The organism is Streptococcus pseudopneumoniae, from assembly GCF_001076775.1.
GTDB lineage: Bacteria > Bacillota > Bacilli > Lactobacillales > Streptococcaceae > Streptococcus > Streptococcus pseudopneumoniae_G.
Genome location: NZ_JVGV01000013.1, coordinates 1 through 23,902, shown reverse-complemented (window position 1 = coordinate 23,902; position 23,902 = coordinate 1). Strand labels below are relative to the sequence as shown.

General features: G+C 40.6%; 20 protein-coding genes. 18 read left to right on the top strand and 2 right to left on the bottom strand.

The window, feature by feature from the left end:
* Window positions 1–188 precede the first annotated feature (188 nt).
* The 13 genes from ADJ60_RS02920 to ADJ60_RS02860 all read left to right on the top strand — a co-directional run bounded on the left by ADJ60_RS02920 (window position 189) and on the right by ADJ60_RS02860 (window position 17,987).
* The gene (locus tag ADJ60_RS02920; protein WP_080983323.1) at window positions 189–722 is read left to right on the top strand and encodes a GNAT family N-acetyltransferase; all 534 of its coding nucleotides are present in this window, start codon (window positions 189–191) and stop codon (window positions 720–722) included.
* A 166-nt stretch (window positions 723–888) separates the two neighbouring features.
* On the top strand, window positions 889–1,599 hold the full coding sequence (ccdA2, locus tag ADJ60_RS02915) for a thiol-disulfide oxidoreductase-associated membrane protein CcdA2 (protein ID WP_049543338.1): 711 nt from the start codon (window positions 889–891) through the stop codon (window positions 1,597–1,599).
* 13 nt (window positions 1,600–1,612) lie between these two features.
* Window positions 1,613–2,176 carry a redoxin family protein gene (locus tag ADJ60_RS02910; protein ID WP_045612024.1) on the top strand — a complete coding sequence of 188 codons (564 nt, stop codon included), beginning with the start codon at window positions 1,613–1,615 and terminating at the stop codon, window positions 2,174–2,176.
* Window positions 2,177–2,185: 9 nt separating this feature from the next.
* Window positions 2,186–3,298 carry a peptide-methionine (R)-S-oxide reductase MsrB gene (msrB, locus tag ADJ60_RS02905; RefSeq protein ID WP_049543335.1) on the top strand — a complete coding sequence of 371 codons (1,113 nt, stop codon included), beginning with the start codon at window positions 2,186–2,188 and terminating at the stop codon, window positions 3,296–3,298.
* A 70-nt stretch (window positions 3,299–3,368) separates the two neighbouring features.
* Complete coding sequence (locus tag ADJ60_RS02900) at window positions 3,369–4,106, top strand: response regulator transcription factor (protein WP_049543333.1); 738 nt, start codon at window positions 3,369–3,371, stop codon at window positions 4,104–4,106.
* Entirely contained in the window at window positions 4,103–5,794 is a 1,692-nt protein-coding gene (locus tag ADJ60_RS02895; protein WP_049543331.1) for a cache domain-containing sensor histidine kinase, read from the top strand. The genes ADJ60_RS02900 and ADJ60_RS02895 overlap by 4 nt, the downstream gene beginning before the upstream one ends.
* A 114-nt stretch (window positions 5,795–5,908) precedes the next feature.
* The gene (locus ADJ60_RS02890; RefSeq protein ID WP_049543329.1) at window positions 5,909–6,472 is read left to right on the top strand and encodes a TIGR01440 family protein; all 564 of its coding nucleotides are present in this window, start codon (window positions 5,909–5,911) and stop codon (window positions 6,470–6,472) included.
* Between the two features lie 2 nt (window positions 6,473–6,474).
* Window positions 6,475–12,354, top strand: a complete 5,880-nt coding sequence (locus ADJ60_RS02885) for a ZmpA/ZmpB/ZmpC family metallo-endopeptidase (protein WP_049543328.1) — start codon at window positions 6,475–6,477, stop codon at window positions 12,352–12,354.
* 73 nt (window positions 12,355–12,427) lie between these two features.
* Window positions 12,428–14,149, top strand: a complete 1,722-nt coding sequence (pabB, locus tag ADJ60_RS02880; protein ID WP_049543327.1) for an aminodeoxychorismate synthase component I — start codon at window positions 12,428–12,430, stop codon at window positions 14,147–14,149.
* Window positions 14,150–14,767, top strand: a complete 618-nt coding sequence (locus ADJ60_RS02875; RefSeq protein WP_049543325.1) for an alpha/beta fold hydrolase — start codon at window positions 14,150–14,152, stop codon at window positions 14,765–14,767.
* A gap of 49 nt (window positions 14,768–14,816) precedes the next feature.
* Window positions 14,817–15,965 carry an Ltp family lipoprotein gene (locus tag ADJ60_RS02870; protein WP_049543323.1) on the top strand — a complete coding sequence of 383 codons (1,149 nt, stop codon included), beginning with the start codon at window positions 14,817–14,819 and terminating at the stop codon, window positions 15,963–15,965.
* A 125-nt stretch (window positions 15,966–16,090) separates the two neighbouring features.
* Window positions 16,091–17,050, top strand: a complete 960-nt coding sequence (locus ADJ60_RS02865) for an ROK family glucokinase (RefSeq protein WP_020902451.1) — start codon at window positions 16,091–16,093, stop codon at window positions 17,048–17,050.
* A gap of 97 nt (window positions 17,051–17,147) precedes the next feature.
* Window positions 17,148–17,987 carry a thymidylate synthase gene (locus tag ADJ60_RS02860; protein ID WP_049543321.1) on the top strand — a complete coding sequence of 280 codons (840 nt, stop codon included), beginning with the start codon at window positions 17,148–17,150 and terminating at the stop codon, window positions 17,985–17,987.
* Window positions 17,988–18,037: 50 nt separating this feature from the next.
* On the opposite strand, the gene ADJ60_RS02855 is transcribed toward ADJ60_RS02860, so the two are convergent.
* Window positions 18,038–18,208 carry a DUF3042 family protein gene (locus ADJ60_RS02855; protein WP_001051780.1) on the bottom strand — a complete coding sequence of 57 codons (171 nt, stop codon included), beginning with the start codon at window positions 18,206–18,208 and terminating at the stop codon, window positions 18,038–18,040.
* A gap of 120 nt (window positions 18,209–18,328) precedes the next feature.
* Here ADJ60_RS02855 and miaA point away from each other — a divergent pair, with 120 nt between their 5' ends.
* From miaA to ADJ60_RS02830, 5 genes are read left to right on the top strand one after another with little or no spacing between them, the layout of a single operon-like run.
* The gene (miaA, locus tag ADJ60_RS02850) at window positions 18,329–19,213 is read left to right on the top strand and encodes a tRNA (adenosine(37)-N6)-dimethylallyltransferase MiaA (protein ID WP_049543318.1); all 885 of its coding nucleotides are present in this window, start codon (window positions 18,329–18,331) and stop codon (window positions 19,211–19,213) included.
* Window positions 19,206–20,444, top strand: coding sequence for a GTPase HflX (gene hflX, locus ADJ60_RS02845; RefSeq protein WP_049543315.1), 1,239 nt, complete (start codon window positions 19,206–19,208; stop codon window positions 20,442–20,444). The genes miaA and hflX overlap by 8 nt, the downstream gene beginning before the upstream one ends.
* Complete coding sequence (locus ADJ60_RS02840) at window positions 20,437–21,060, top strand: cystathionine beta-lyase (RefSeq protein ID WP_049543312.1); 624 nt, start codon at window positions 20,437–20,439, stop codon at window positions 21,058–21,060. Before hflX ends, ADJ60_RS02840 begins: the two co-directional genes overlap by 8 nt.
* A 14-nt stretch (window positions 21,061–21,074) precedes the next feature.
* The gene (rnz, locus tag ADJ60_RS02835) at window positions 21,075–22,004 is read left to right on the top strand and encodes a ribonuclease Z (protein WP_000354330.1); all 930 of its coding nucleotides are present in this window, start codon (window positions 21,075–21,077) and stop codon (window positions 22,002–22,004) included.
* 20 nt (window positions 22,005–22,024) lie between these two features.
* Window positions 22,025–22,780: an SDR family NAD(P)-dependent oxidoreductase gene (locus ADJ60_RS02830; RefSeq protein ID WP_049543310.1), complete on the top strand. Its 756-nt coding sequence runs from the start codon at window positions 22,025–22,027 to the stop codon at window positions 22,778–22,780.
* A gap of 38 nt (window positions 22,781–22,818) precedes the next feature.
* Here ADJ60_RS02830 and ADJ60_RS02825 read toward each other — a convergent pair whose 3' ends face one another.
* Window positions 22,819–23,724: a helix-turn-helix domain-containing protein gene (locus ADJ60_RS02825; RefSeq protein WP_049502386.1), complete on the bottom strand. Its 906-nt coding sequence runs from the start codon at window positions 23,722–23,724 to the stop codon at window positions 22,819–22,821.
* Window positions 23,725–23,902 lie beyond the last annotated feature (178 nt).

Below are 23,902 nucleotides of genomic sequence, written 5' to 3'. Positions count from 1 at the left end.
CGTCAAGTAACTAGAGTAAAAACTTGTTTTCTAGCTGTTACTGAGTTTAGTTTTTTTACCCCGAGCACGGAAATAAATAAGCGAGGAGGTCCGGGGACCTTTTTAGATTGAGCCTTGAAATTCAAAAGCAAAGTAAATTTAAATTGAGGTTGGGCAGAGAATCATCTATCAGAAAGCGAGGTAGTATCATGCAAGTATTACAGACAGATCGTTTAATCTTGCGAAGATTTGTGGAGAGTGATGCGGAAGCCATGTTTCAAAATTGGGCTTCATCCGCTGAGAATCTAACCTACGTCACCTGGGATCCTCATTCTGATGTCGAGGTGACTCGAAACTCGATTCGTAATTGGGTTGCCTCCTATACAAATCCCAACTATTACAAATGGGCCATTTGTCTCAAAGAAAACCCGGAGCAGGTGATAGGAGATATCAGCATCGTTGCAATAGATGAGAACGATTTTTCTGGTGAAATTGGCTATGTGTTAGGCAAGGCTTACTGGGGTCATGGTATGATGACAGAGGCCTTGAAAGCTGTCTTGGACTTTTGTTTTACTCAAGCAGACTTTCAAGAAGTCAAGGCACGTTATGCCAGTCTCAATCCAGCTTCAGGTCGTGTCATGGAGAAGGCTGGAATGTCCTATCTAAAGACTATTAGCAATGGTGTAGAGAGAAAAGGCTATCTTGCGGACCTTATTTATTATCAGATAAGTAGGGAAGACTAGTGAATTTTCTTTTCAGTTTCCACCAAAGTCAGACTTTGTCTGGCTTTTTTTGCAACATTTTTTACATAACCTGATTAAATTCCTATTTTTTCCTATCATTGCCCCTGTTTTTTCTGGAATTTTAGGGCTATAATAGTCCTATCAAATCAAAGAATGGAGGAAGGCAATGGATAATATAATCTTTTTTATCAGTGTTTTTCTTGCTGGAATTCTTTCCTTTTTTTCTCCTTGTATTTTACCCTTGTTGCCAGTCTATGCAGGGGTCTTGTTGGATGACAAAGATGGTGGTCGGGCTTCTAGTGGAAAATATTCAATCTCACTTGTTAGTCTATTGCGAACTTTGGCCTTTATAGCAGGGATTTCCTTTGTTTTTATCTTGCTGGGTTATGGAGCTGGTTTTTTAGGCAATTTGCTTTATGCTTCTTGGTTTCAGTATGTGACGGGTGCAGTTATCATTCTTTTGGGCTTGCACCAGATGGAAGTCTTACATTTTCAGGGACTCTACAAGGAAAGAAGGCTACAATTACAGAGACAGGGGCAAAAGGGTAAGGGCTATAGTCAGGCATTTTTACTGGGGTTGACCTTTAGTTTTGCTTGGACGCCATGTGTGGGGCCGGTTCTAGGCTCTGTTTTGGCCTTGGCGGCTTCAGGTGGTTCAGGTGCTTGGCAGGGAGCTGGTCTCATGTTGATTTACACGCTGGGTTTGGCGCTACCATTTTTGGTTTTAGCTCTTGCCTCCAGCTATGTTTTGAAACATTTCCGAAAACTCCATCCCTACCTCGGAACCCTCAAAAAAGTGGGTGGTTTCCTCATTATCGTGATGGGAATCTTGGTGCTTTTGGGAAATGCTTCTATTTTGACTACATTATTTGAATAGAAAGGAAGAAGAAATGAAAAAATGGCAAACATGTCTACTTGGAGTAGGCTCAATCTGTTGCTTGGCAGCCTGTTCTGCTAAAAATATGTCAGACGAATCTACTATGAAGGAGCAAACAAAAACAGAACAAGTCAGTGCGCAAACTGCGACTAAAGGTCAGGAAGTTGCTGATTTCGAACTGACAGGAGTAGATGGCAAGACCTACCGCTTGTCTGATTATAAGGGCAAGAAAGTCTATCTCAAATTCTGGGCTTCTTGGTGTTCCATCTGTCTAGCCAGTCTTCCAGATACCGATGAAATTGCTAAGGATGCTGGTGATGACTATGTAGTTTTGACAGTGGTCTCTCCTGGACACAAGGGAGAACAAGCTGAAGCTGACTTTAAGAACTGGTACAAGGGCTTGGATTATAAAAATTTCCCAGTTCTAATTGACCCATCAGGCAAACTTTTGGAAAGTTATGGTGTCCGTTCTTACCCAACTCAAGCCTTTATAGACAAGGAAGGAAAGCTGGTCAAAACGCAACCAGGTTTTATGGATAAGGATATGATTTTAAAAACATTGAAAGAAATGGGGTAGCGAAAGGTTATGAATGATAAAGTAAAATTGTTTGTTTTGGCAGGGATTTTTTTCCTAGCCATAACCGGTTTCTATTTTCTATTGATGCGAAATGCAGGGCATACAGATAGCTCGCAAATTGAGAAAGCTTCAGTTAGCCAAGGAGGAAAAACAGTGAAAAAAACAGAAATTAGTAAAGACGCAGACTTGCATGAAATTTATCTAGCTGGGGGATGTTTCTGGGGAGTGGAGGAATATTTCTCACGCGTGCCTGGAGTGACAGATGCCGTTTCAGGCTATGCAAACGGTAGAGGGGAAACAACCAAGTACGAATTGATTAACCAAACAGGTCATGCGGAGACTGTCCATGTTACTTATGATGCCAATCAAATTTCTCTCAAGGAAATCCTGCTTCATTACTTCCGCATTATCAATCCAACCAGCAAAAATAAACAAGGAAATGATGTGGGAACCCAGTACCGTACTGGTGTTTATTACACAGATGAAAAGGATTTAGAGGTAATCAATCAAGTCTTTGATGAAGTTGCTAAGAAATATGATCAACCTCTAGCAGTTGAAAAGGAGACCTTGAAGAATTTTGTAGTAGCTGAGGATTACCACCAAGACTATCTCAAGAAAAATCCAAATGGTTACTGCCATATCAATGTCAATCAGGCAGCCTATCCCGTAATTGATGCCAGCAAATATCCCAAACCAAGTGATGAGGAATTGAAAAAGAACTTGTCACCTGAGGAGTATGCAGTTACCCAGAAAAATCAAACAGAACGAGCCTTTTCAAACCGCTACTGGGATAAATTTGAATCTGGTATCTATGTGGATGTGGCAACTGGCGAACCTCTCTTTTCATCAAAGGACAAGTTTGAGTCTGGTTGTGGTTGGCCTAGTTTTACCCAACCCATCAGTCCAGATGTTGCCACCTACAAGGAAGATAAGTCCTACAATATGACACGCATGGAAGTGCGGAGCCGAGTTGGAGATTCTCACCTTGGTCATGTCTTTACAGATGGGCCTCAGGATAAGGGTGGCTTGCGCTACTGTATTAATAGTCTCTCTATCCGCTTTATTCCCAAAGACCAAATGGAAGAAAAAGGCTACGCTTATTTACTAGATTATGTCGATTAAGAAGGCTTTCCTAAGCAGTTAGAGGAGAATTTTGCTATACTGATACTAGTAAGTGACAAAGGAGAGAAGCATGACCTACACAATCTTAATCGTAGAAGATGAATATCTGGTAAGGCAAGGTTTGACCAAGCTGGTCAATGTAGCAGCCTACGATATGGAAATCATCGGTCAAGCTGAAAATGGAAGACAGGCTTGGGAATTGATACAAAAGCAGGTGCCAGATATCATTTTAACCGATATCAACATGCCTCAGCTAAATGGCATCCAGTTAGCCAGTCTGGTCCGAGAAACCTATCCTCAGGTTCATTTGGTCTTTTTAACAGGCTACGATGATTTTGATTATGCTTTGTCTGCTGTCAAACTCGGTGTGGATGACTACCTGCTCAAGCCCTTTTCCCGTCAGGACATTGAGGAGATGTTGGGGAAAATCAAGCAAAAGTTGGACAAGGAAGAAAAGGAAGAGCAGTTACAAGATTTACTGACCGCTAAGTTTGAGGGAAATATTGCTCAGAAAATCCAGTCCCATCTGGCTGATAGCCAATTTAGTTTAAAGTCTTTGGCTAGTGACTTGGGTTTTAGTCCAACTTATCTGAGCTCCTTGATTAAGAAAGAGTTGGGCTTGCCTTTTCAGGATTATTTGGTGCGAGAACGTGTCAAACAAGCCAAGCTTTTGCTTCTGACCACAGATTTAAAGATTTATGAGATAGCCGAAAAGGTTGGTTTTGATGATATGAACTACTTTACCCAACGTTTTAAACAGATTGCAGGTGTGACACCTCGTCAGTTTAAGAAGGGAGAAGGCCGATGAAGCGTTCTTCTCTCCTAGTCAGAATGGTTATTTCCATCTTTCTGGTCTTTCTCGTTCTCCTAGCTCTGGTTGGGACTTTCTACTATCAATCTAGTTCATCAGCCATTGAGGCTAGCATTGAGGGCAATAGTCAAACAACTATCAGTCAGACTAGCCACTTTATCCAGTCTTATATCAAAAAATTAGAAACCACCTCGACTAGTTTGACCCAGCAGTCAGATGTCTTGACCTATGCTGAGAATCCCAGTCAAGACAAAGTCAAGGGAATTCGAGATTTGTTTTTGACCATCTTAAAGTCAGACCAAGATTTGAAAGCTGTTGTACTGGTGACTAAATCCGGTCAAGTCATTTCTACAGATGATAGTGTGCAGATGAAAACTTCCTCAGATATGATGACTGAGGATTGGTACCAAAAAGCTATTCATCAGGGGGCTAAGCCAGTTTTGACCCCAGCTCGTAAATCGGACAGTCAATGGGTCATTTCTGTCACTCAAGAACTTGTTGATGCAAAGGGAGCCAATCTTGGCGTGCTTCGTTTGGATATTTCTTATGAAACTCTGGAAGCCTATCTTAACCAACTTCAGTTGGGTCAGCAGGGCTTTGCCTTTATCATCAATGAAAACCATGAATTTGTTTATCATCCTCAACATACAGTTTATAGTTCGTCTAGCGAAATGGAGGCCATGAACCCCTATATTGAGACAGGGCAGGGTTATACTCCAGACCACCAATCCTATGTCAGTCAAGAAAAGATTGCTGGAACTTATTGGACGGTTCTGGGTGTGTCTTCGTTGGAGAAGTTAGATCAGGTTCGGAGTCAACTCATGTGGACCTTGCTTGGGGCTAGTGTCACATCTCTTCTTGCCTGTCTCTGCTTGGTGTGGTTCAGTCTCAAACGTTGGATTGCTCCCTTGAAGGATTTGAGAGAAACTATGCTGGAGATTGCTTCTGGTAATCAGAATCTTCGTGCCAAGGAAACTGGTGCCCATGAACTGAGAGAAGTGACTCGCCAGTTCAATGCTATGTTGGATCAGATTGATCAGTTGATGGCAGCTATTCGCAGGCAGGAAGAAACAACCCGTCAGTATGAACTTCAAGCCTTGTCGAGCCAGATTAATCCGCATTTCCTCTATAATACCTTGGACACCATCATCTGGATGGCAGAATTTCAGGACAGTCAGAGAGTGGTTCAAGTGACCAAGTCCTTGGCTACCTACTTCCGCTTGGCGCTCAATAAAGGCAAGGATTTGATTTGCCTGTATGACGAAATCAACCATGTCCGCCAGTATCTCTTTATCCAGAAACAACGCTATGGAGATAAACTGGAATACGAAATTAATGAAAATCCTGCCTTTGATAATCTAGTCTTGCCCAAGCTGGTGTTGCAACCTCTAGTAGAAAATGCTCTTTACCATGGCATCAAGGAGAAAGAAGGTCAGGGTCATATTAGAGTCTCTGCCCAGAAACAGGATTCAGGATTGGTCATCCGCATTGAGGATGATGGAGTTGGTTTCCAAGCTACTGGCGATAGTAGTCAAAGTCAACTCAAACGTGGGGGAGTTGGTCTTCAAAATGTTGATCAACGGCTCAAACTTCACTTTGGAGAACATTACCAGATGAAGATCGATTCTATTCCCTCAAAAGGTACGACAGTTGAAATATACATAAATAGAATAGAAACTAGCTAACTCCCAGTCAATTCTGGGAGTTTTATGCGTAATTGGGCAAGCATTCTAGGTTGTCTATCTTGCTAAAACGTAGAAAAAACGATATGATAGATAATGACAAAAGAGGTATCAAGTATGAAGGAAAAAGACATTCAAAGAGAAACAAGCCAGATTGTAAAAGATGTGTTGGAAAAGGCCAATTTGAAGCAAGGATCTATCTTTGTTTTGGGCCTTTCTTCTAGTGAGGTGATAGGTGGTCAGATTGGCAAGGAATCCAGCAAAGAAATTGGGGAAATCATTGTGAAGACCATCCTAGATATCCTAGAAGAAAATGGAATTCATCTAGCCGTTCAAGGTTGTGAACATGTCAATCGGGCCCTCGTCGTTGAACGTCAGGTGGCAGAGCAGTTTGACCTGGAAATAGTCAGTGTCCTTCCTACCCTCCATGCAGGAGGTTCAGGTCAGTTGGCAGCCTTCAAGTTTATGCAAGATCCAGTTGAGGTTGAATTTATCAAGGCACATGCTGGATTGGATATCGGAGACACTGCAATTGGCATGCATGTTAAGCATGTTCAGGTTCCGATTCGTCCTCTTTTGAGAGAGATTGGTCATGCCCACGTAACGGCTCTAGCTAGCCGTCCAAAATTAATTGGAGGTGCGCGTGCGCAGTATCCACAAGATTCTATCAGAAAGTCGTGAGAATGAGAAAAACAAAACAACAACTAGAAAAAATCACCAAATATTCGATTCGTAAGCTAACTGTTGGGGTAGGTCCTGTAGCCATCGGGGCCTTCCTTTTTGGTGCTAGTACCCTTTCAGTAGATAAGGTGCATGCCAATGAAGTCAGCGGTGCTCATAGCGTTCATTACCGTTATTTGGCGGAGCAGGAATTGACCGAGTCTGAAAAAGCTCTGATTCATCATGAGGTTCCTACAGAATTTCAAGATGATGATATTCTCTATGTAGTTTATCGCAAGAAGGCAACTAACAGTCAACAACTTCCTTACACAGGAAGTAAGGAGCTAGCCCTAGCAGGTCTTGGATTGGCAACGGCTTCTCTAGCAGTATTTTTGGTGTCCAAAAAAGGTCGCAAAGAGGTTCTAGGTGTTCTCTTGATTGGTTCTCTAGGAGCTAGCACTTTTGTACCTTATGGGACATTCGCATTTGAAAATAAAGAATTGCTTTCTTATAACCAAACTATTTCAGCCTCTACACATGAAGGCTTGGCTGAAGGGATTATTCACATCGAAGGCTATGAATACATTGGATACTTTAAGGAAGCAGAACTCCATCCATCAAGACCGGATTCAGCTGAGAAGCCTCAGTTGCCAGTCGAAAAGCAAAGTGCAAATGAAATCGAGAAAACAGAAGTAGTTCAAGAAAGACCTGCTGTCACTCCAGAAACTGTCATCGAAAAACCTGTAGAAGAGAATCCAGTTGCTCCTGCTGTTGAAGAAAAACCAGTTTCTGAAAAGCCTCAGACCAGACTGGAAGTGAGCTTGGTGGAGATTCCGTTTGAAACAGTCACAAATCCAGATGCGAATCTAGCAGAAGGACAGACTCGTATCGTCACAGCTGGAGTAAATGGTCAGCGTCGCCTTGTAACTAAAGTATCGATGGTCAACGGTCAAGAAGTTAGAGAAGTCATCGAAAACCAAGTAGTCCAAAATCCTGTGTCGCAAGTTATTGCAGTCGGAACTAAGAAAGAGGTGCAACCTGCCCCAACTCTAGTACCACAAGCTGAACCAACTTACCAAGTAGCAAAAGGTACACAAGAAGAAGGTAAGACAGGCCAAGCCTTAACGCAACCTGAATTGCCAGATGCTCCAGTAGAAGTAAAAGGAACTCAAGAAGAAGGTAAAGAAGGCCAAGCCTTAACGCAACCTGAATTGCCAGATGCTCCAGTAGAAGTAAAAGGAACCCAAGAAGAAGGTAAGGTAGGACAAGCTCTGACGCAACCAGAATTGCCAGAGGCTCCAGTAGAAGCCAAAGGAACTCAAGAAGAAGGTAAAGCAGGTCATGCCCTTGTACAAGAACAGTTACCTGAGTACAAAGTAACTGAGGGAACCCTTGTTGAAACATCGACTACAGACCTAGACTACAAAACTGAAACGACTGAGGATCCAACCAAGTATACGGACGAAGAAACTGTCGTAAGAAATGGTGAAAAAGGAAGTCAAGTTACTAAAACAACTTATAAAACAGTAGAAGGTGTTAAAACTGACCAAGTTCTTTCAACTAGCACAGAAGTTACCAAGGAGCCTGTAAACCAACAGGTAAGTCGTGGTACAAAACCAATTGAAGGAACTCTTGTAGAAGAAAGTCTTGAAAAGATTCCATTTAAGGAAGTTGTTAAAGAAGATGACCAACTGAAAAAAGGCTTAGAAGTTGTAGCTCAAGAAGGAAAAGAAGGCCAGAAAAAAATCACCAAGACCTTTAATACCATTAAGGGAGTTAAAACAGAAGACGCTCCAAAAGTTACAGAGGAAATCCTTGAGGCACCTCAAGACAAAATTTTAAAACGTGGTACCAAGAGTTTTGAAAAACCAGTTTTGACCATCACAGCAGTTGAACCTAAGGATTTCAAGCGTACTTCAGATGTTAAATATAGTCTAGAAAATCCAAGTAAGGCGGCCATTAAATCTATCACCCTAACTCTGAAAAAAGGTGATGAGATTGTGAAAACCTTGAATGTTTCACCAGACGACTTGACAACGACCCTGACAGATTTGCAGTACTACAAGGATTATAAACTTGAAACGAAGATGGTTTATGACCGTGGTGAGGGTGATGAGGAAGAAGTTCTGAAAGAAGAACCGCTAAGAATTGACCTCAAAAAAGTTGAAATCAAAAACATCAAAGAAACAAGCTTGATGAGTGTGGATGCTGAAGGAAAAGAAACAGATAAGAGCTTATTAACTGAAAAGCCAACAGATGTTGCTCCATTATATTTACGTGTAACAACGCATGATAATAAGACAACAAGACTTGCAGTAAGTTCTGTTGAAGAAGTGGTTGTTGATGGAAAAACATTGTACAAAGTTGTAGCAAAAGCTCCTGACTTAGTTCAACGTAGAGCTGATGATACACTAAGTGAAGAGTATGTTCATTACTTTGAAAAACAATTACCAAAGATTGGAAATGTCTATTACAACTTTAAAGAACTCATTGAGGATATGCAAAAAGACCCAACTGGTGAGTTTAAACTTGGTGCAGACCTTAATGCAACTAACGTACCAACTCCAAATAAGGAATATGTACCTGGTAAATTTAGCGGTCACTTAACAAGTGTTGATGGTAAACAATATTCAATCCACAACATGGCACGTCAACTATTCGGTAATATCGAAGGTGGTTCAGTTAAAAATATTAACTTAGCTAACGTTAACATCAATATGCCTTGGATTGAAAACATTTCTGCCCTTGCTAGATCTGTTAAAAATGCTACTGTTGAGAACGTTAAAGTTACTGGTAGCATTCTTGGTAAAGATGGAATATCTGGTATCACTAATAAGGTAGATATTGGTGGACAACTGACAAATATTGCCTTTATCGGGAAACTTACTGGTGTTGGTGATAGACCTTGGGGTATGGCTGGTATCGCCGGTGAAGTTTGGAAAGGTAACATTAAGAAAGCTTATGTAGATGCTGATATGGTTGCTAATAAAGCTCGTGCTGGTGGACTTGTTGCTGTTACGGATAACGGTTCTGATCCTAACGGTATTGATAAATATGCTTCTGTACGTAATGCGGTGACTAAAGGTACTATCGATATTAAGAACCCTGTTGAAGTTGGTGGTTTCATCAGTAAAAACTGGACATGGGGTAGAGTTGCAGATACTGTTTCAATGATGAAAGTTAAAAACGGTGAAGAATTCTACGGATCTAGAGATATTGATACTGAAGATGGTTACTATACAAACGATGTACTAGAAAGAAACTTTGTAGTAAAAGATGTTAGTACAGGTAGTCGTTCATATAAACGCTCACGTTCTAATAGAATTAAAGAAATTAGTCTTGAAGAAGCAAATAAAAAAATCGAGGCAATGGGTATCACAGCCGATAAATTTGAAATTGTTCCACTTGTGGAAGATAAATTGAATCAAGCCAAACCAAAAGCTGATACGTATAAAGATACTCAAGATTACAATGCAGAACGTGAACTTGCATACCGTAATATTGAAAAACTTCAACCGTTCTACAATAAAGAGTGGATTATCAATCAAGGGAACAAGATTCCTGAAGGATCTAAATTATTAACGACTGAAGTATTATCTGTAACAGGTATGAAAGATGGACAATTTGTAACAGACTTGTCAGATGTCGATCATATTATGATTCATTATGCTGATGGTACGAAAGAAGAAAAAGCTGTGTCACCTAAGGCTACATCAAACGTGGAGCAAGTAAAAGAATATGGTATTACAGATTTAGGAGATGTAGTTTACACACCAAATATGGTGGTTAAAGACCGTACTCAATTACTAAGTGATATTAAAGCAAAACTAGATACAATTACTCTTGAATCTCCTGAAGTTCGTGCGATAACAGGTAATGTTGGAGCATTATATTTAGAAGAAAGTTTCGCAGAAGTAAAAGGAAATCTTGATAAATTAGTAAAAGCTCTTGTTGAAAATGAAGATCATCAGTTAAATGGTGATGAGGCAGCCATCAAAGCACTTCTTAAGAAAGTAGAAGATAATAAAGCTAAAATTATGATGGCACTTACTTACCTCAATCGTTATTATGGAATTGAATATGGTGACTTGGACATTAAGAATATGATGATGTTTAAACCAGACTTCTATGGTAAGACACCAAGTGTTATTGACAGATTGATTCGAATTGGCTCGCAAGAAAAGAACTTAAAGGGTGATAGAACTCAAGATGCATACCGTGAAATTATTTCAGGAGACACTGGTAAAGGTGATTTACGTAGTTTCTTAGATTATAATATGCGTCTCTTCACAAATGACACTGATCTTAATGATTGGTTTATTCACTCAGCGAAAAATGTTTATGTTGTAGAACCTGAAACAACAAATCCAGACTTTAAAAATAAACGTCATCGTGTCTTTGATGGTCTGAATAATAATATGCATGCACGTATGATTTTACCATTATTGAACTTGAAGAAAGCACATATCTTTATGATTTCAACCTATAATACTATGGCTTATAGTTCATTTGAAAAATATGGTAAAAATACGGAAGCTGAACGTGAAGCTTTCAAAGAACGTATTAATTATGTAGCTAAAGCACAACAAACATACTTAGACTTCTGGTCACGTCTTGCACTTCCGAATGTTCGAGATAGACTGCTTAAGAGCCAAAATATGGTTCCTACACCTGTATGGGATAATCAAGCTTATGCGGGTATTAAGGATGCTAATCGTCGTGGATATGGTACAGATGGTAAGGTAGCGACACCAATTCGTGAGTTATTTGGTCCAACAGATAGATGGCATCAAATTAATTGGAATATGGGAGCGATGGCTAAAGTCTATGCAAAACCATATGAAGATGAACAAGTTTTCTTCATGGTAACAAATATGTTAGAGGACTTTGGTATTTCAGCATTTACACATGAAACAACTCACGTAAATGACCGTATGGCATATCTTGGTGGTCATGGACATCGTCAAGGTACAGATCTTGAAGCGTACGCGCAGGGTATGTTACAAACGCCTGATAAATCAACTTCAAATGGTGAATATGGAGCATTAGGGGTTAATATGGCTTATCATCGTCAAAATGACGGAAATCAATGGTATAACCCAGATCCTGAAAAATTACAGACTCGTGAACAAATTGATCACTATATGAAGAATTACAATGATGCTCTTATGATGTTAGATCATCTTGAGGCTGATGCTGTATTACCGCAGTTAAATGGAAATACGAGTCGCTGGTTCAAGAAAATGGATCGACAATATCGTAGTGGAAATTCAGGTCATCAGTTCGATAAAATTCGTGAGTTGACAGAGGATGAGAAAAAAGTAGCAATCAATACTATTGATGATTTAATTACTAATAACCTAATGACGAAACATGGTGCTCCTGGTGATGGTACTTATAATCCAACGGATTTTGGGTCTGCTTATGTCAATATGAACATGATGACTGGTATCTATGGTGGAAATACAAGTACTGGTGCTCCTGGTGCGGCATCCTTTAAACACAATACATTCCGTATGTGGGGTTACTTCGGATATGAGAATGGATTTGTTGGATATGCTTCTAGTAAGTATCAAGATGCAGCTAATAAAGAAAATAATAAGATGTTAGGTGATGACTTCATTATCAAGAAAGTTTCTAATAACAGATTTAGTACTCTTGAAGAATGGAAAAAAGCTTATTATCAAGAAGTGAAAGCAAAAGCTGACAAAGGATTTACTGCAATTGAAATTGATGGTAAACAAATTACTAATTATGCTGAGCTAAAAGTCTTATTTGATAAGGCGGTTGAGGCTGATCTAGCAGGTGGAGGAACAGCTAAAACTGTAGAGCTTAAATCAAAAGTCTTTAAAGCACTTCTTAAGAATACTGATGGATTCACAGGAAATCTTTTTAAAGCATAAATTGTATTAAATAGATGAGTAAAAAGGTAGATTAAGTTTTTCTTGATTTACCTTTTTATGCTATACTTAAGCTATGCATAGAAAAACAGTGATTGATTTTAGGGCTTTGGGGGAGAGATACACCTTTACCCAGCCGATCAAAGAGTTAAAAACGAGAAATGTAGAAGAAGTGGCGGACTTGTTGGCACAAGTGGAAAGCTACCAAGAGCAAGGCTACTATGTGGTGGGATATGTCAGCTACGAGGCTGCACCTGCTTTTGAGGAGAAACTAGCAGTTTGCAAGGCTCCCCTACTGGGAGAGTACCTGCTATATTTTACAGTTCATGATAGGGTAGAAACATCACCTATTCCTTTGACTTATGATGAGGTTGATTTGCCCTCAAATTGGCAGGAAGTGACGTCTGCAGAGGACTATGAAAAGGCAATTGCCCAGATTCACCATCATTTGCGGCAGGGGGATACCTATCAGGTTAACTACACCGTCCAACTCAAGCAGGACTTAAGTGCCAATCCGTTTGCCATCTACAATCGTATGGTGGTAGAGCAGGAGGCGGGCTACAATGCCTATGTGGAACATGACGAAATGGCAGTGATTTCCATGAGCCCAGAGCTCTTTTTTGAGCAAAACGACCGTGAGTTAACTACGCGACCAATGAAGGGAACGACTCAGCGTGGAGTGATTGACCAAGAAGATCTTGACCAAGCTAGTTGGTTGGAGCAGGATCCTAAAAATCGCTCTGAAAATATGATGATTGTGGACCTCTTGCGCAATGATATGAACCGTATTTCTGAAGTGGGGAGTGAGCATGTGGAGCGTCTCTGCCAAGTGGAACAGTATTCAACGGTTTGGCAGATGACTTCGACCATCAAGAGTCAGTTGCGAGAGGATGTGGACCTTGTTGAAATCTTCCGTTCTCTCTTTCCTTGTGGTTCCATAACGGGTGCTCCGAAAATTGCGACTATGGAGATTATCAAAAATTTGGAACCTCAACCGCGCGGAGTTTACTGTGGAACGATTGGTCTCTTACTTCCAAATGGGCGACGGATTTTCAATGTTGCCATTCGGACCATTCAACTGCATCAAGGGAAAGCCATCTATGGAGTAGGTGGCGGCATTACATGGGATAGCACTTGGGAATCTGAATACCTCGAGGTTCATCAAAAGGCGGCAGTCCTTTATCGTAAACAAGCTTGCTTCCAATTAATCACAACTGGAAAAATCAGCCAAAAACAACTGCTGTTTGAAGAGCAACATATAGAAAGACTGAGAAAAGCGAGTCGATATTTTGCATATTCTTTTGATGTAGAAGACTTGAGACAAAAGATAGAGGAAGAGTGTCAGGCTTGTGATGCTAATCAAGATTACCGTCTACGAATCAGTCTCAACAAGTCTGGAGAAATAGAATTCAATCGTCAAATCTTAACACCTCTTAGTCCGAACTTCTGTCAGGTAAAACTTTGCCTTCAGGAAGCGGATTTACAGCAAGCATTTACCTATTTTAAAACGACTCATAGACCACATTTGAGCCTAGGGGAACAAGAGATCATTTACTACAATAAGTCAGGAGAAATGCTTGAAACCTCTATCGGAAATTTGGTTTTGAAAATCGCTGGGAAACTCTATACACCGCCAGTCCGACTTGGAATCTTACCAGGAATTTACCGTCAGCATTTGCTGGAAACAGGACAGGTAGAAGAGAAAGTCTTGACCTTAAAAGATTTAGCCCAAGCAGAAGCTATTTACGGTTGTAATGCAGTGAGGGGCTTGTATGAATTAATCCTAGAGGAGAACTAAATGAAATTAATATTTTTACATGGCCTAGGTCAGTCAGCAGATAGTTGGAAAGAAGTGCAAGAGTTGCTTGTAGATTATTCTTCTGAAGCCCTAGAGTTATTTCCTTCCGGAGTTGCTACCTATCAAGAAGCCAAGGAGCGAGTATATCAGTACCTAGCTCAAGAGACTGAACCTTTTGTTTTGGTTGGATTGTCCTTAGGTGCTGCTCTGGCACTAGAACTTTCCGGTTACGATTTACCAAATCTCCGAGCTCTGGTTCTATCAGGATGTCCACTTAAACTGTCCGGTAATATCCTATTTTATCTTCAGTTGCTGATATTTAAATTGCTTCCCAAAAGGGTATTTGAAAAACAGGGGGCAGATAAGGCTCTTATGGTTGGTATTTCCGAAGAATTAAAAACACTTGATTTAAGGGAGATTGCAAAGACTTGCCCCTATCCAACCTTGCTAATTTGTGGTAGCAAAGATAAACCGAATCTTAGTTCTATGATAAGTCTTCATAAACTAATATCAGAATCCCAATTTCAGATTATCCCTGACGGTCCTCATGTCTTGAATAAGGAAAAACCAAAGGAGTTTGTAGAAAAGACCAGAAGTTTCCTTGAATTACTGAAATAAGTTTGATAAAATAATATTGAAATCGATAACATTCCTATAGGAGAAGGAAATGAACAAACGTCTATTTTTTAAAATGAGTCTGGCAACCTTGCCAGTTTTGGCTTTGTTTTCACAACCAGTTTTAGCGGAAGAAAACATCCATTTTTCTAGCTGTAAGGAAGCTTGGGCTAATGGCTATTCGGATCTTCATGAGGGGGATCCTGGTTATTCTGCCAAGTTAGACCGTGATCATGATGGTGTGGCTTGTGAATTGGAGAATGCCCCTAAGGGTGCCTTCAAAGCAAAACAAGAGATTACAACTCAAACTGATACAAGTTCAGCAACAACAAGAGGCTGGGTTAAGCAGGATGGTGCTTGGTACTATTTTGATGGAAATGGAAATCCAGTGAAAAATGCATGGCAGGGAAGCTATTATCTGAAAGCAGATGGTAGAATGGCACAGAGCGAATGGATTTATGATGCTTCCTATCAAGCTTGGTATTATTTGAAATCAGATGGTTCTTATGCTTATAGTACATGGCAAGGAAATTACTATTTGAAATCAGATGGCAAAATGGCTATCAATGAATGGGTTTATGATGCTACTTACCAAGCTTGGTATTATCTAAAATCAGATGGTTCTTATGTTTATAGTGCATGGCAAGGAAATTACTATTTGAAATCAGATGGTAAAATGGCTATCAATGAATGGGTTTATGATGCCACCTATCAAGCTTGGTATTATTTGACATCAGATGGATCTTATGCTTACAGCACGTGGCAAGGGAATTACTATTTGAAATCAGATGGTAAAATGGCTATCAATGAATGGGTTGATGGTGGACGTTATTATGTTGGTGCTGACGGAGTTTGGAAGGAGAGTCAAGCGAGTACAAGTTCTTCTTCTAGTGATGATAGCAATAGTGAATATTCTGCTGCTTTAGGAAAGGCAAAAAGTTATAATTCGTTATTCCATATGTCAAAAAAACGTATGTATAGACAATTAACTTCTGATTTTGATAAATTTTCAAATGATGCAGCTCAATATGCGGTTGATCATTTAGAAGCTGATTATAAATATAATGCGTTGTTTAATGCTAAGAACTATAGAAAATTATTTAATATGTCTAAATCTGGTCTTTTCAATCAATTGACCTCTTCTATAGATGGCTTTACAGAAGAGGAAGCTCAATATGCAATTGATCATTTAGATGACTAACAGATACTGGTAGGCGAAAAATTCCTTATAATTCATTTACGCAAACCTTTGCATAAGCAACTAAAATTTGTTATACTAGTACTGTAAGCATTTTCAATTAATTCATAATGAAAAAGGAGAATATGATGAGTCAAAAGATTATTGGGATTGACCTTGGTGGAACTTCTATCAAATTTGCAATCTTAACCACAGCAGGAGAAATCCAAGAAAAATGGTCTATCAAGACTAATATTTTGGATGAGGGAAGTCATATCGTAGATGATATGATTGAGTCTATTCAACATCGTTTGGACTTGCTTGGATTGGCAGCAGCGGACTTCCAAGGAATTGGGATGGGATCACCAGGTGTGGTTGACCGTGAAAAAGGGACTGTTATCGGTGCCTACAACCTCAACTGGAAAACCCTTCAACCAATTAAAGAGAAGATTGAAAAGGCCTTGGGTATTCCATTCTTCATCGATAATGATGCCAACGTAGCTGCTCTTGGTGAGCGTTGGATGGGGGCTGGTGATAACCAACCAGATGTTGTATTTATGACACTCGGTACTGGTGTTGGTGGCGGTATCGTCGCTGAAGGCAAATTGCTTCACGGTGTTGCTGGTGCAGCAGGTGAGCTTGGTCATATCACTGTTGACTTTGATCAACCAATCGCATGTACTTGCGGTAAGAAAGGTTGCCTTGAGACAGTTGCTTCAGCAACAGGGATTGTCAACTTGACTCGTCGCTATGCCGATGAATACGAAGGCGATGCAGCCTTGAAACGCTTGATTGATAATGGAGAAGAAGTAACCGCTAAGACTGTCTTTGATTTGGCAAAAGAAGGAGACGATCTTGCTTTGATCGTTTACCGTAACTTCTCACGTTACTTGGGAATCGCTTGTGCTAACATTGGCTCAATCCTAAACCCATCAACAATCGTTATCGGTGGTGGTGTATCAGCTGCGGGAGAATTCCTTCTACAAGGTGTTCAAAAAGTCTACGATGAAAATACCTTCCCACAAGTACGCACAACTACTAAACTAGCTCTTGCAACTCTAGGAAATGACGCTGGAGTTATCGGAGCAGCATCACTTGTATTGCAATAAAATAGAAAAAGGAGAAAATTGCTTTCCAGAAGCGAGTGATTTTCCTCCTTTCTTTTTTTATGCTATACTAGTTAGGAAATAAATGAGGTGAGAGTAAATGACAAAATCAGATACGATTTTTAAAGAGAATATTGAACGCATTCTAAAGGAAGGTGTTTTCTCAGAGCAAGCACGTCCCAAGTACAAGGATGGGACAGTTGCCAACTCTAAGTACGTAACGGGTGCCTTTGCAGAGTATGACTTGGCCAAGGGGGAATTCCCCATTACAACCTTGCGTCCCATTGCAATCAAATCAGCTATCAAAGAAGTTCTCTGGATCTACCAAGACCAGTCAAATAGCCTAGACGTGCTTAATGACAAGTACAATGTTCACTACTGGAATGACTGGGAAGTGGGAGATACGGGAACCATCGGTGAGCGCTATGGTGCCGTTGTTAAGAAACACGATATCATCAATAAGATTCTCAAGCAGTTGGAAGCCAACCCTTGGAACCGCCGCAATATCATTTCGCTCTGGGATTACCAAGCTTTCGAAGAAACAGATGGGCTGCTCCCGTGCGCTTTTCAGACCATGTTTGATGTCCGCCGTGTAGATGGGGAAATTTATTTGGATGCGACCTTGACCCAGCGTTCTAATGATATGCTGGTGGCCCACCATATCAACGCTATGCAGTATGTAGCTCTTCAAATGATGATTGCCAAGCATTTTGGCTGGAAGGTTGGGAAGTTCTTCTACTTCATCAACAACCTCCATATCTATGACAATCAATTTGAACAAGCTCAGGAATTGCTTCGTCGTGAGCCGTCAAACTGCCAACCACGTTTGGTTTTGAATGTGCCAGATGGGACTAATTTCTTTGATATCAAAGCGGAAGACTTTGAGTTGGTGGATTATGACCCTGTCAAACCACAGTTGAAGTTTGACCTAGCTATTTAAAAGAATAGAAAAAAGAAGTTGAGACAATAAATCTCAACTTCTTTTGTTTTTTAACGTGATACGCGGCGACGGGCTGCTTTTTTACGGTTTTCTTCGATGAAAGCTGCTTTTTGCTCTTCTGGTTCGATCACTTTCTTTTTAAATGCGTATACTGCACCTGCGACGGCAGCGACAGTTCCTGCGACACCTGTTACAAGACCTTTAGCGAATCCTTTAGCCATGAGTCTTCCTCCTTTATCTTCTTAATCAGCCAGCCCCCTCAAGAGGTCACATTTTTCTGACTGACCTTTTTGTGTTATAATAATAGTAACGAAAAAATGGGAATTTTTCAAGGAAAAAAGATGAAAACAAAAATAATTGTGATTGTTGGACCGACTGCAGTTGGAAAGACAGCTCTAGCCATTGAAGTTGCAAAGCGTTTTAATGGCGAAGTGGTTAGTGGCGATAGTCAGCAGGTTTACCGAGGTCTAGATATTGGGACGGCTAAGGTTAGTCCAGAAGAGCAGGCAGCTGTTCCTCATCATTTAATCGATGTTAGAGAGGTAACCGAGTCTTACTCGGCTTTTGATTTTGTTTCAGAAGCTAAGAAGGCTATTGAGGATATTCAAAGCCGTGGCAAGCTAGCTATTATTGCTGGTGGGACTGGGCTTTATATCCAGAGCTTGCTTGAAGGCTACCACCTAGGTGGTGAGACTCCTCATGAGGAGATTTTAGCTTATCGAGCTAGTTTGGAGCCATATTCAGATGAGGAATTAGCCCATTTGGTGGAGCAAGCAGACCTTGAGATTCCCCAGTTTAATCGTCGTCGTGCGATGCGTGCCTTGGAAATTGCCCATTTTGGTCAGGATTTGGAAAATAAAGAGAGTCTATATGAACCGCTGATTATCTGCTTGGACGATGAGCGCAGTCAGCTTTATGAGCGTATCAATCACCGAGTGGACCTGATGTTTGAAGCTGGACTTCTAGACGAAGCTAAGTGGTTGTTTGACCATTATCCAGATGTGCAGGCTGCTAAAGGGATTGGTTACAAGGAACTCTTTCCTTACTTCCGTGGAGAGCAGACCTTGGAGGATGCTAGTGAGAGTCTCAAACAGGCGACTCGTCGTTTTGCCAAACGTCAGTTGACCTGGTTCCGTAATCGCATGCAGGTGACCTTTTATCAGATTGGAGAAACTGGTGTAAAAGATCGCATTTTAAGCCAGATAGAGGAGTTTTTAGATGATTGAAACGGAGAAAAAAGAGGAACGGGTCCTGCTCATTGGTGTAGAATTGCAGGGCATGGACAATTTTGATCTCTCTATGGAAGAATTGGCCAGTTTAGCGAAAACAGCAGGGGCAGTCGTTGTAGATAGCTACAGACAAAAACGTGAAAAATATGATTCCAAGACCTTCGTCGGCTCTGGTAAGTTAGAAGAAATTGCGCTTATGGTGGATGCAGAAGAAATTACCACTGTCATCGTCAACAACCGTTTAACTCCACGGCAAAATGTCAATTTAGAAGAAGTTCTCGGTGTCAAGGTCATTGACCGTATGCAGTTGATTTTGGATATCTTTGCCATGCGAGCTCGAAGCCATGAAGGGAAGCTCCAAGTTCACCTAGCTCAGCTCAAATATCTCTTGCCTCGCTTGGTTGGTCAGGGAATTATGCTCAGTCGTCAGGCAGGGGGAATTGGTTCCCGTGGACCTGGTGAAAGCCAGCTGGAGCTGAATCGTCGTAGTGTTCGCAATCAAATTACGGATATCGAGCGCCAGCTCAAGGTGGTTGAGAAAAATCGGGCGACTGTCAGAGAAAAACGTTTGGAGTCAAGCACCTTTAAGATTGGTTTGATTGGTTACACCAATGCTGGGAAATCAACCATCATGAACACTTTGACCAGTAAGACACAGTATGAAGCAGACGAGCTCTTTGCGACTTTGGACGCGACAACTAAGAGTATCCATCTGGGAGGCAATCTCCAAGTAACTTTGACAGATACAGTTGGCTTTATTCAAGATTTGCCGACAGAGTTGGTGTCCAGTTTCAAGTCAACCTTGGAAGAAAGCAAGCATGTGGACCTTCTGGTTCATGTTATTGATGCTAGCAATCCTTACCATGAGGAGCATGAAAAAACAGTTCTGTCCATCATGAAAGACCTGGATATGGACGACATTCCTCGCTTGACCCTCTATAATAAAGCGGATTTGGTGGAGGATTTCACGCCTACCCAAACGCCTTATGCCCTCATTTCTGCCAAGTCTGAGGATAGTCGTGAGAATTTGCAGGCTTTGTTTTTAGAGAAAATCAAGGATATTTTTGAATCCTTTACCCTGCGCGTGCCTTTTTCTAAGTCCTACAAGATTCATGATTTAGAAAGTGTTGCGATTTTGGAAGAACGCGATTATCAGGAGGATGGCGAAGTAATTAGAGGTTACATTTCTGAGAAAAACAAATGGAGGTTAGAGGAATTTTATGACTGATATTAAAACGTTGGCTCTAAAATATGGGGGCTATACAAGTCTAGACAAGGTCTATCTGGATCAACTTCTAGCTGGTAGAACAGAGCAAGAGCAGTTGGCACTGATCACTCCTCCGCCCAGCGTGGTCAATGCTTACTTTGCAGAACTCTACCAAAAAAAGAGTCCTGAAGCGGCAACCGATTATTTTGCGGAACTCAGTCAAGAACTGAATCTTTACAATACTGAACCTAGTTTCACCCTCGAAAACAAGCCTTTTATTCGCCTAAACCTGTCTGGTAAATCCTTTGGTTTTTGTTATGAGAGTGAGGGTCTGGGTAGAATTTTCTCTGAAAATGAAGAGGTTATTTCAGAAGACTTGCTCTTTGAAATTGCGCAAATTTTCCCCCATCAACTGGTCTTTGAGGAGTCTGGCAAGATTTACATGAAGGCTGTTGGAGATGAGGAAATTGTTAGTGTGGAAAATCTCACAGCTTTGACTGATTTGGAAAGCTTGGCTGACGGTCGTAAGCGTCTAAAAGGTTATAGTCAAGAGGATTTACTGCAAGAAGTTGCTTCTTTTTCTGGCAAGCGCTATTTCCGATCGGAAAACCGCACAGCCATGTTATATATTGATTAATTAGAAAGTATCGAATGGATATTCAATTTTTAGGAACGGGGGCTGGCCAGCCCTCTAAAGCCCGCAATGTCTCCAGTCTCGCCCTGAAACTCTTGGACGAGATTAACGAAGTCTGGCTCTTTGACTGTGGAGAAGGTACGCAAAATCGCATTCTGGAAACCACAATTCGACCACGTAAGGTCAGCAAAATCTTTATTACCCACCTACATGGAGACCACATCTTTGGCTTGCCAGGTTTCCTTTCTAGCCGTGCCTTTCAGGCCAATGAAGAGCAGACAGATTTGGAAATCTATGGACCTCAGGGAATCAAGTCATTTGTCTTAACCAGCCTTCGTGTGTCAGGTTCTCGTCTGCCCTACCGCATTCATTTCCATGAGTTTGACCAAGATTCCCTTGGGAAAATCCTTGAGACCGATAAATTCACTGTGCATGCAGAGGAGTTGGACCACACTATTTTCTGCGTTGGCTATCGTGTCATGCAAAAGGACTTGGAAGGAACTTTAGATGCTGAAAAGCTCAAGGCAGCTGGAGTCCCATTTGGCCCACTTTTTGGGAAAATCAAGAACGGGCAGGATGTTGTTTTGGAAGATGGAACTGAAATCAAGGCAGCAGACTATATCTCAGCTCCACGTCCAGGTAAGATTATCACCATTCTGGGTGACACCCGAAAAACCAATGCTAGTGTGCGTCTGGCTGTCAATGCCGATGTCCTTGTCCATGAATCGACTTATGGCAAGGGTGATGAAAAAATTGCTCGTAACCATGGCCACTCTACTAACATGCAAGCTGCACAAGTAGCAGTAGAAGCAGGTGCCAAACGACTCCTGCTCAACCATATCAGTGCCCGTTTTCTCTCAAAAGATATCAGCAAGCTCAAGAAAGATGCTGCTAGCATTTTTGAAAATGTGCATGTGGTCAAAGACTTGGAAGAAGTGGAAATCTAAAAGATTGAGGAAGGATAAGTATGCCTACTATTCTCATTACCGGAGCTAGCGGTGGTCTAGCTCAAGAAATGGTCAAACTTTTACCAGAAGACCAGCTCATCTTGCTTGGTCGAGATAGGGAAAAATTAGCTCAACTCTACGGAAATCATCCCCATGCAGAATTGATTGAAATCGACATTACCGATGATTCATCCTTAGAAACTCTGGTAGCAGACCTCTATCTCCGCTATGGCAAGATTGATGTCTTGATAAACAACGCTGGTTACGGGATCTTTGAGGAATTTGACCAGATTTCTGACCAAGATATTCATCAGATGTTTGAGGTCAATACCTTTGCCCTAATGAATCTGTCTTGTCGCCTTGCTGCTCGTATGAAGGAAAGCCGAAAAGGCCATATCATCAATATCGTCAGCATGGCAGGTCTGATCGCTACTGGCAAGTCCAGTCTCTACTCAGCGACCAAGTTTGCGGTCATTGGTTTTTCAAATGCGTTACGCCTCGAACTTATGTCCTACGGTGTTTATGTAACGACGATCAATCCAGGACCAATCCGCACAGGATTTTTTGACCAGGCCGACCCAGATGGAACCTATCTCAAGTCGGTTGAACGCTTCCTGCTAGAACCAGATGCAGTGGCTAAAAAAATTGTTAAGATTATAGGTAAAAACAAACGCGAACTCAATCTACCGATGTTGTTGAACCTAGCCCATAAGTTTTATACCCTCTTTCCTAAGCTAGCTGATAAGTTGGCAGGGGAAACTTTTAATTATAAGTAAAAAAGTTGTTCCTAACATGGAGCAACTTTTTTTTACGATTAGAACAAATCAATACCAGTCTTATTTAATGCATGGCAATGATAAGTGAAGGCGTTTATAAAATTAGAGTAGTATTGCTGATCAATAAATTTTGCGCTTTGAAGATAATTAAATAGATTTTTCGCTAAAGGAATAGCCTCAGGTTTATTCCATCTAAATTGATTGTAAACATGTTCAACTTCTAGGAACATGAGTGGAATAGCTAGATAGCCTCGTTCGAAGGTCTGAAGTGATTTAATTTTTTTAATAATATCATCAGCCTTTTGATAGTAGCCCAATTCAGAGAAGTATTTTGCAGAGAAAGTAAGAGCATTTAAAATACGGATGTAGGTGTCAGTATTAGCACTTTCTTTGTACATAAGTAGTAATTGTTTGGTCATATGGTCAATGAGTTCCATCGGGCAATGATTGACGATAACACGATAAATTTCAAGTTCGATACTATTAAAGACATCCGATTTCATTAAATGCTTGATAATGTTTTGAATTCTGGCAATGGTTTCTGGACTCTTTGATATGGTTGGATAATGTCTTAATTTAATAGATTTAAAAATCATTTCTGCTTGAAGTGGATTGTCTTTTAGATAGACATCAAATAATTTTTCGTATTCTTCAATGTAAGTGAGGATATCTTCTTCATGGACCACATGCTTGCCAAATTCAATAGCAGGTAATTCTAAGCAGTCTCCACCTTTATTTGCATAGGCGAGAACAAAATCATTCCATTCAACTCCGATAACAATTAAAAGTTTGGCAAAGTTTTCAAGTGAAATTCCTTTTTCTCCTTTTTCAAATTGACTTAGGAACTGTGGTGATACGATATCTGAGGCGGCTTCCTTTAGGCTGAGTCCTCGTGCTTCGCGCAGGTACTTAAATGTAGCTCCAAATGGGTATAGATTTTCCATAAATAATCTCCTTACATACTTCTAAGACTATTATACAAAAATTTAGAGAAAAAAATGGAGAAAGAAAACTATAGTTACAAAATATTAGAATTCTATGCTATTTTTTATTTTTATGAACAAGATTGAAACTATAGTTTAAATAGCGAAAAATTTAAATATCTATTATGGTATGATAAGG

What these genes read in the sequence shown, in the direction of transcription:
- ADJ60_RS02870 (WP_049543323.1), top strand. Translation starts at nt 14,817, where the DNA reads ATGAACAAACGTCTATTTTTTAAAATGAGTCTGGCAACCTTGCCAGTT.
- ADJ60_RS02860 (WP_049543321.1), top strand. Translation starts at nt 17,148, where the DNA reads ATGACAAAATCAGATACGATTTTTAAAGAGAATATTGAACGCATTCTA.
- miaA (WP_049543318.1), top strand. Translation starts at nt 18,329, where the DNA reads ATGAAAACAAAAATAATTGTGATTGTTGGACCGACTGCAGTTGGAAAG.
- ccdA2 (WP_049543338.1), top strand. Translation starts at nt 889, where the DNA reads ATGGATAATATAATCTTTTTTATCAGTGTTTTTCTTGCTGGAATTCTT.
- ADJ60_RS02855 (WP_001051780.1), bottom strand. Translation starts at nt 18,208, where the DNA reads ATGGCTAAAGGATTCGCTAAAGGTCTTGTAACAGGTGTCGCAGGAACT.
- hflX (WP_049543315.1), top strand. Translation starts at nt 19,206, where the DNA reads ATGATTGAAACGGAGAAAAAAGAGGAACGGGTCCTGCTCATTGGTGTA.
- rnz (WP_000354330.1), top strand. Translation starts at nt 21,075, where the DNA reads ATGGATATTCAATTTTTAGGAACGGGGGCTGGCCAGCCCTCTAAAGCC.
- ADJ60_RS02890 (WP_049543329.1), top strand. Translation starts at nt 5,909, where the DNA reads ATGAAGGAAAAAGACATTCAAAGAGAAACAAGCCAGATTGTAAAAGAT.
- msrB (WP_049543335.1), top strand. Translation starts at nt 2,186, where the DNA reads ATGAATGATAAAGTAAAATTGTTTGTTTTGGCAGGGATTTTTTTCCTA.
- ADJ60_RS02865 (WP_020902451.1), top strand. Translation starts at nt 16,091, where the DNA reads ATGAGTCAAAAGATTATTGGGATTGACCTTGGTGGAACTTCTATCAAA.
- ADJ60_RS02875 (WP_049543325.1), top strand. Translation starts at nt 14,150, where the DNA reads ATGAAATTAATATTTTTACATGGCCTAGGTCAGTCAGCAGATAGTTGG.
- ADJ60_RS02825 (WP_049502386.1), bottom strand. Translation starts at nt 23,724, where the DNA reads ATGGAAAATCTATACCCATTTGGAGCTACATTTAAGTACCTGCGCGAA.
- ADJ60_RS02885 (WP_049543328.1), top strand. Translation starts at nt 6,475, where the DNA reads ATGAGAAAAACAAAACAACAACTAGAAAAAATCACCAAATATTCGATT.
- ADJ60_RS02840 (WP_049543312.1), top strand. Translation starts at nt 20,437, where the DNA reads ATGACTGATATTAAAACGTTGGCTCTAAAATATGGGGGCTATACAAGT.
- ADJ60_RS02920 (WP_080983323.1), top strand. Translation starts at nt 189, where the DNA reads ATGCAAGTATTACAGACAGATCGTTTAATCTTGCGAAGATTTGTGGAG.
- pabB (WP_049543327.1), top strand. Translation starts at nt 12,428, where the DNA reads ATGCATAGAAAAACAGTGATTGATTTTAGGGCTTTGGGGGAGAGATAC.
- ADJ60_RS02895 (WP_049543331.1), top strand. Translation starts at nt 4,103, where the DNA reads ATGAAGCGTTCTTCTCTCCTAGTCAGAATGGTTATTTCCATCTTTCTG.
- ADJ60_RS02900 (WP_049543333.1), top strand. Translation starts at nt 3,369, where the DNA reads ATGACCTACACAATCTTAATCGTAGAAGATGAATATCTGGTAAGGCAA.
- ADJ60_RS02910 (WP_045612024.1), top strand. Translation starts at nt 1,613, where the DNA reads ATGAAAAAATGGCAAACATGTCTACTTGGAGTAGGCTCAATCTGTTGC.
- ADJ60_RS02830 (WP_049543310.1), top strand. Translation starts at nt 22,025, where the DNA reads ATGCCTACTATTCTCATTACCGGAGCTAGCGGTGGTCTAGCTCAAGAA.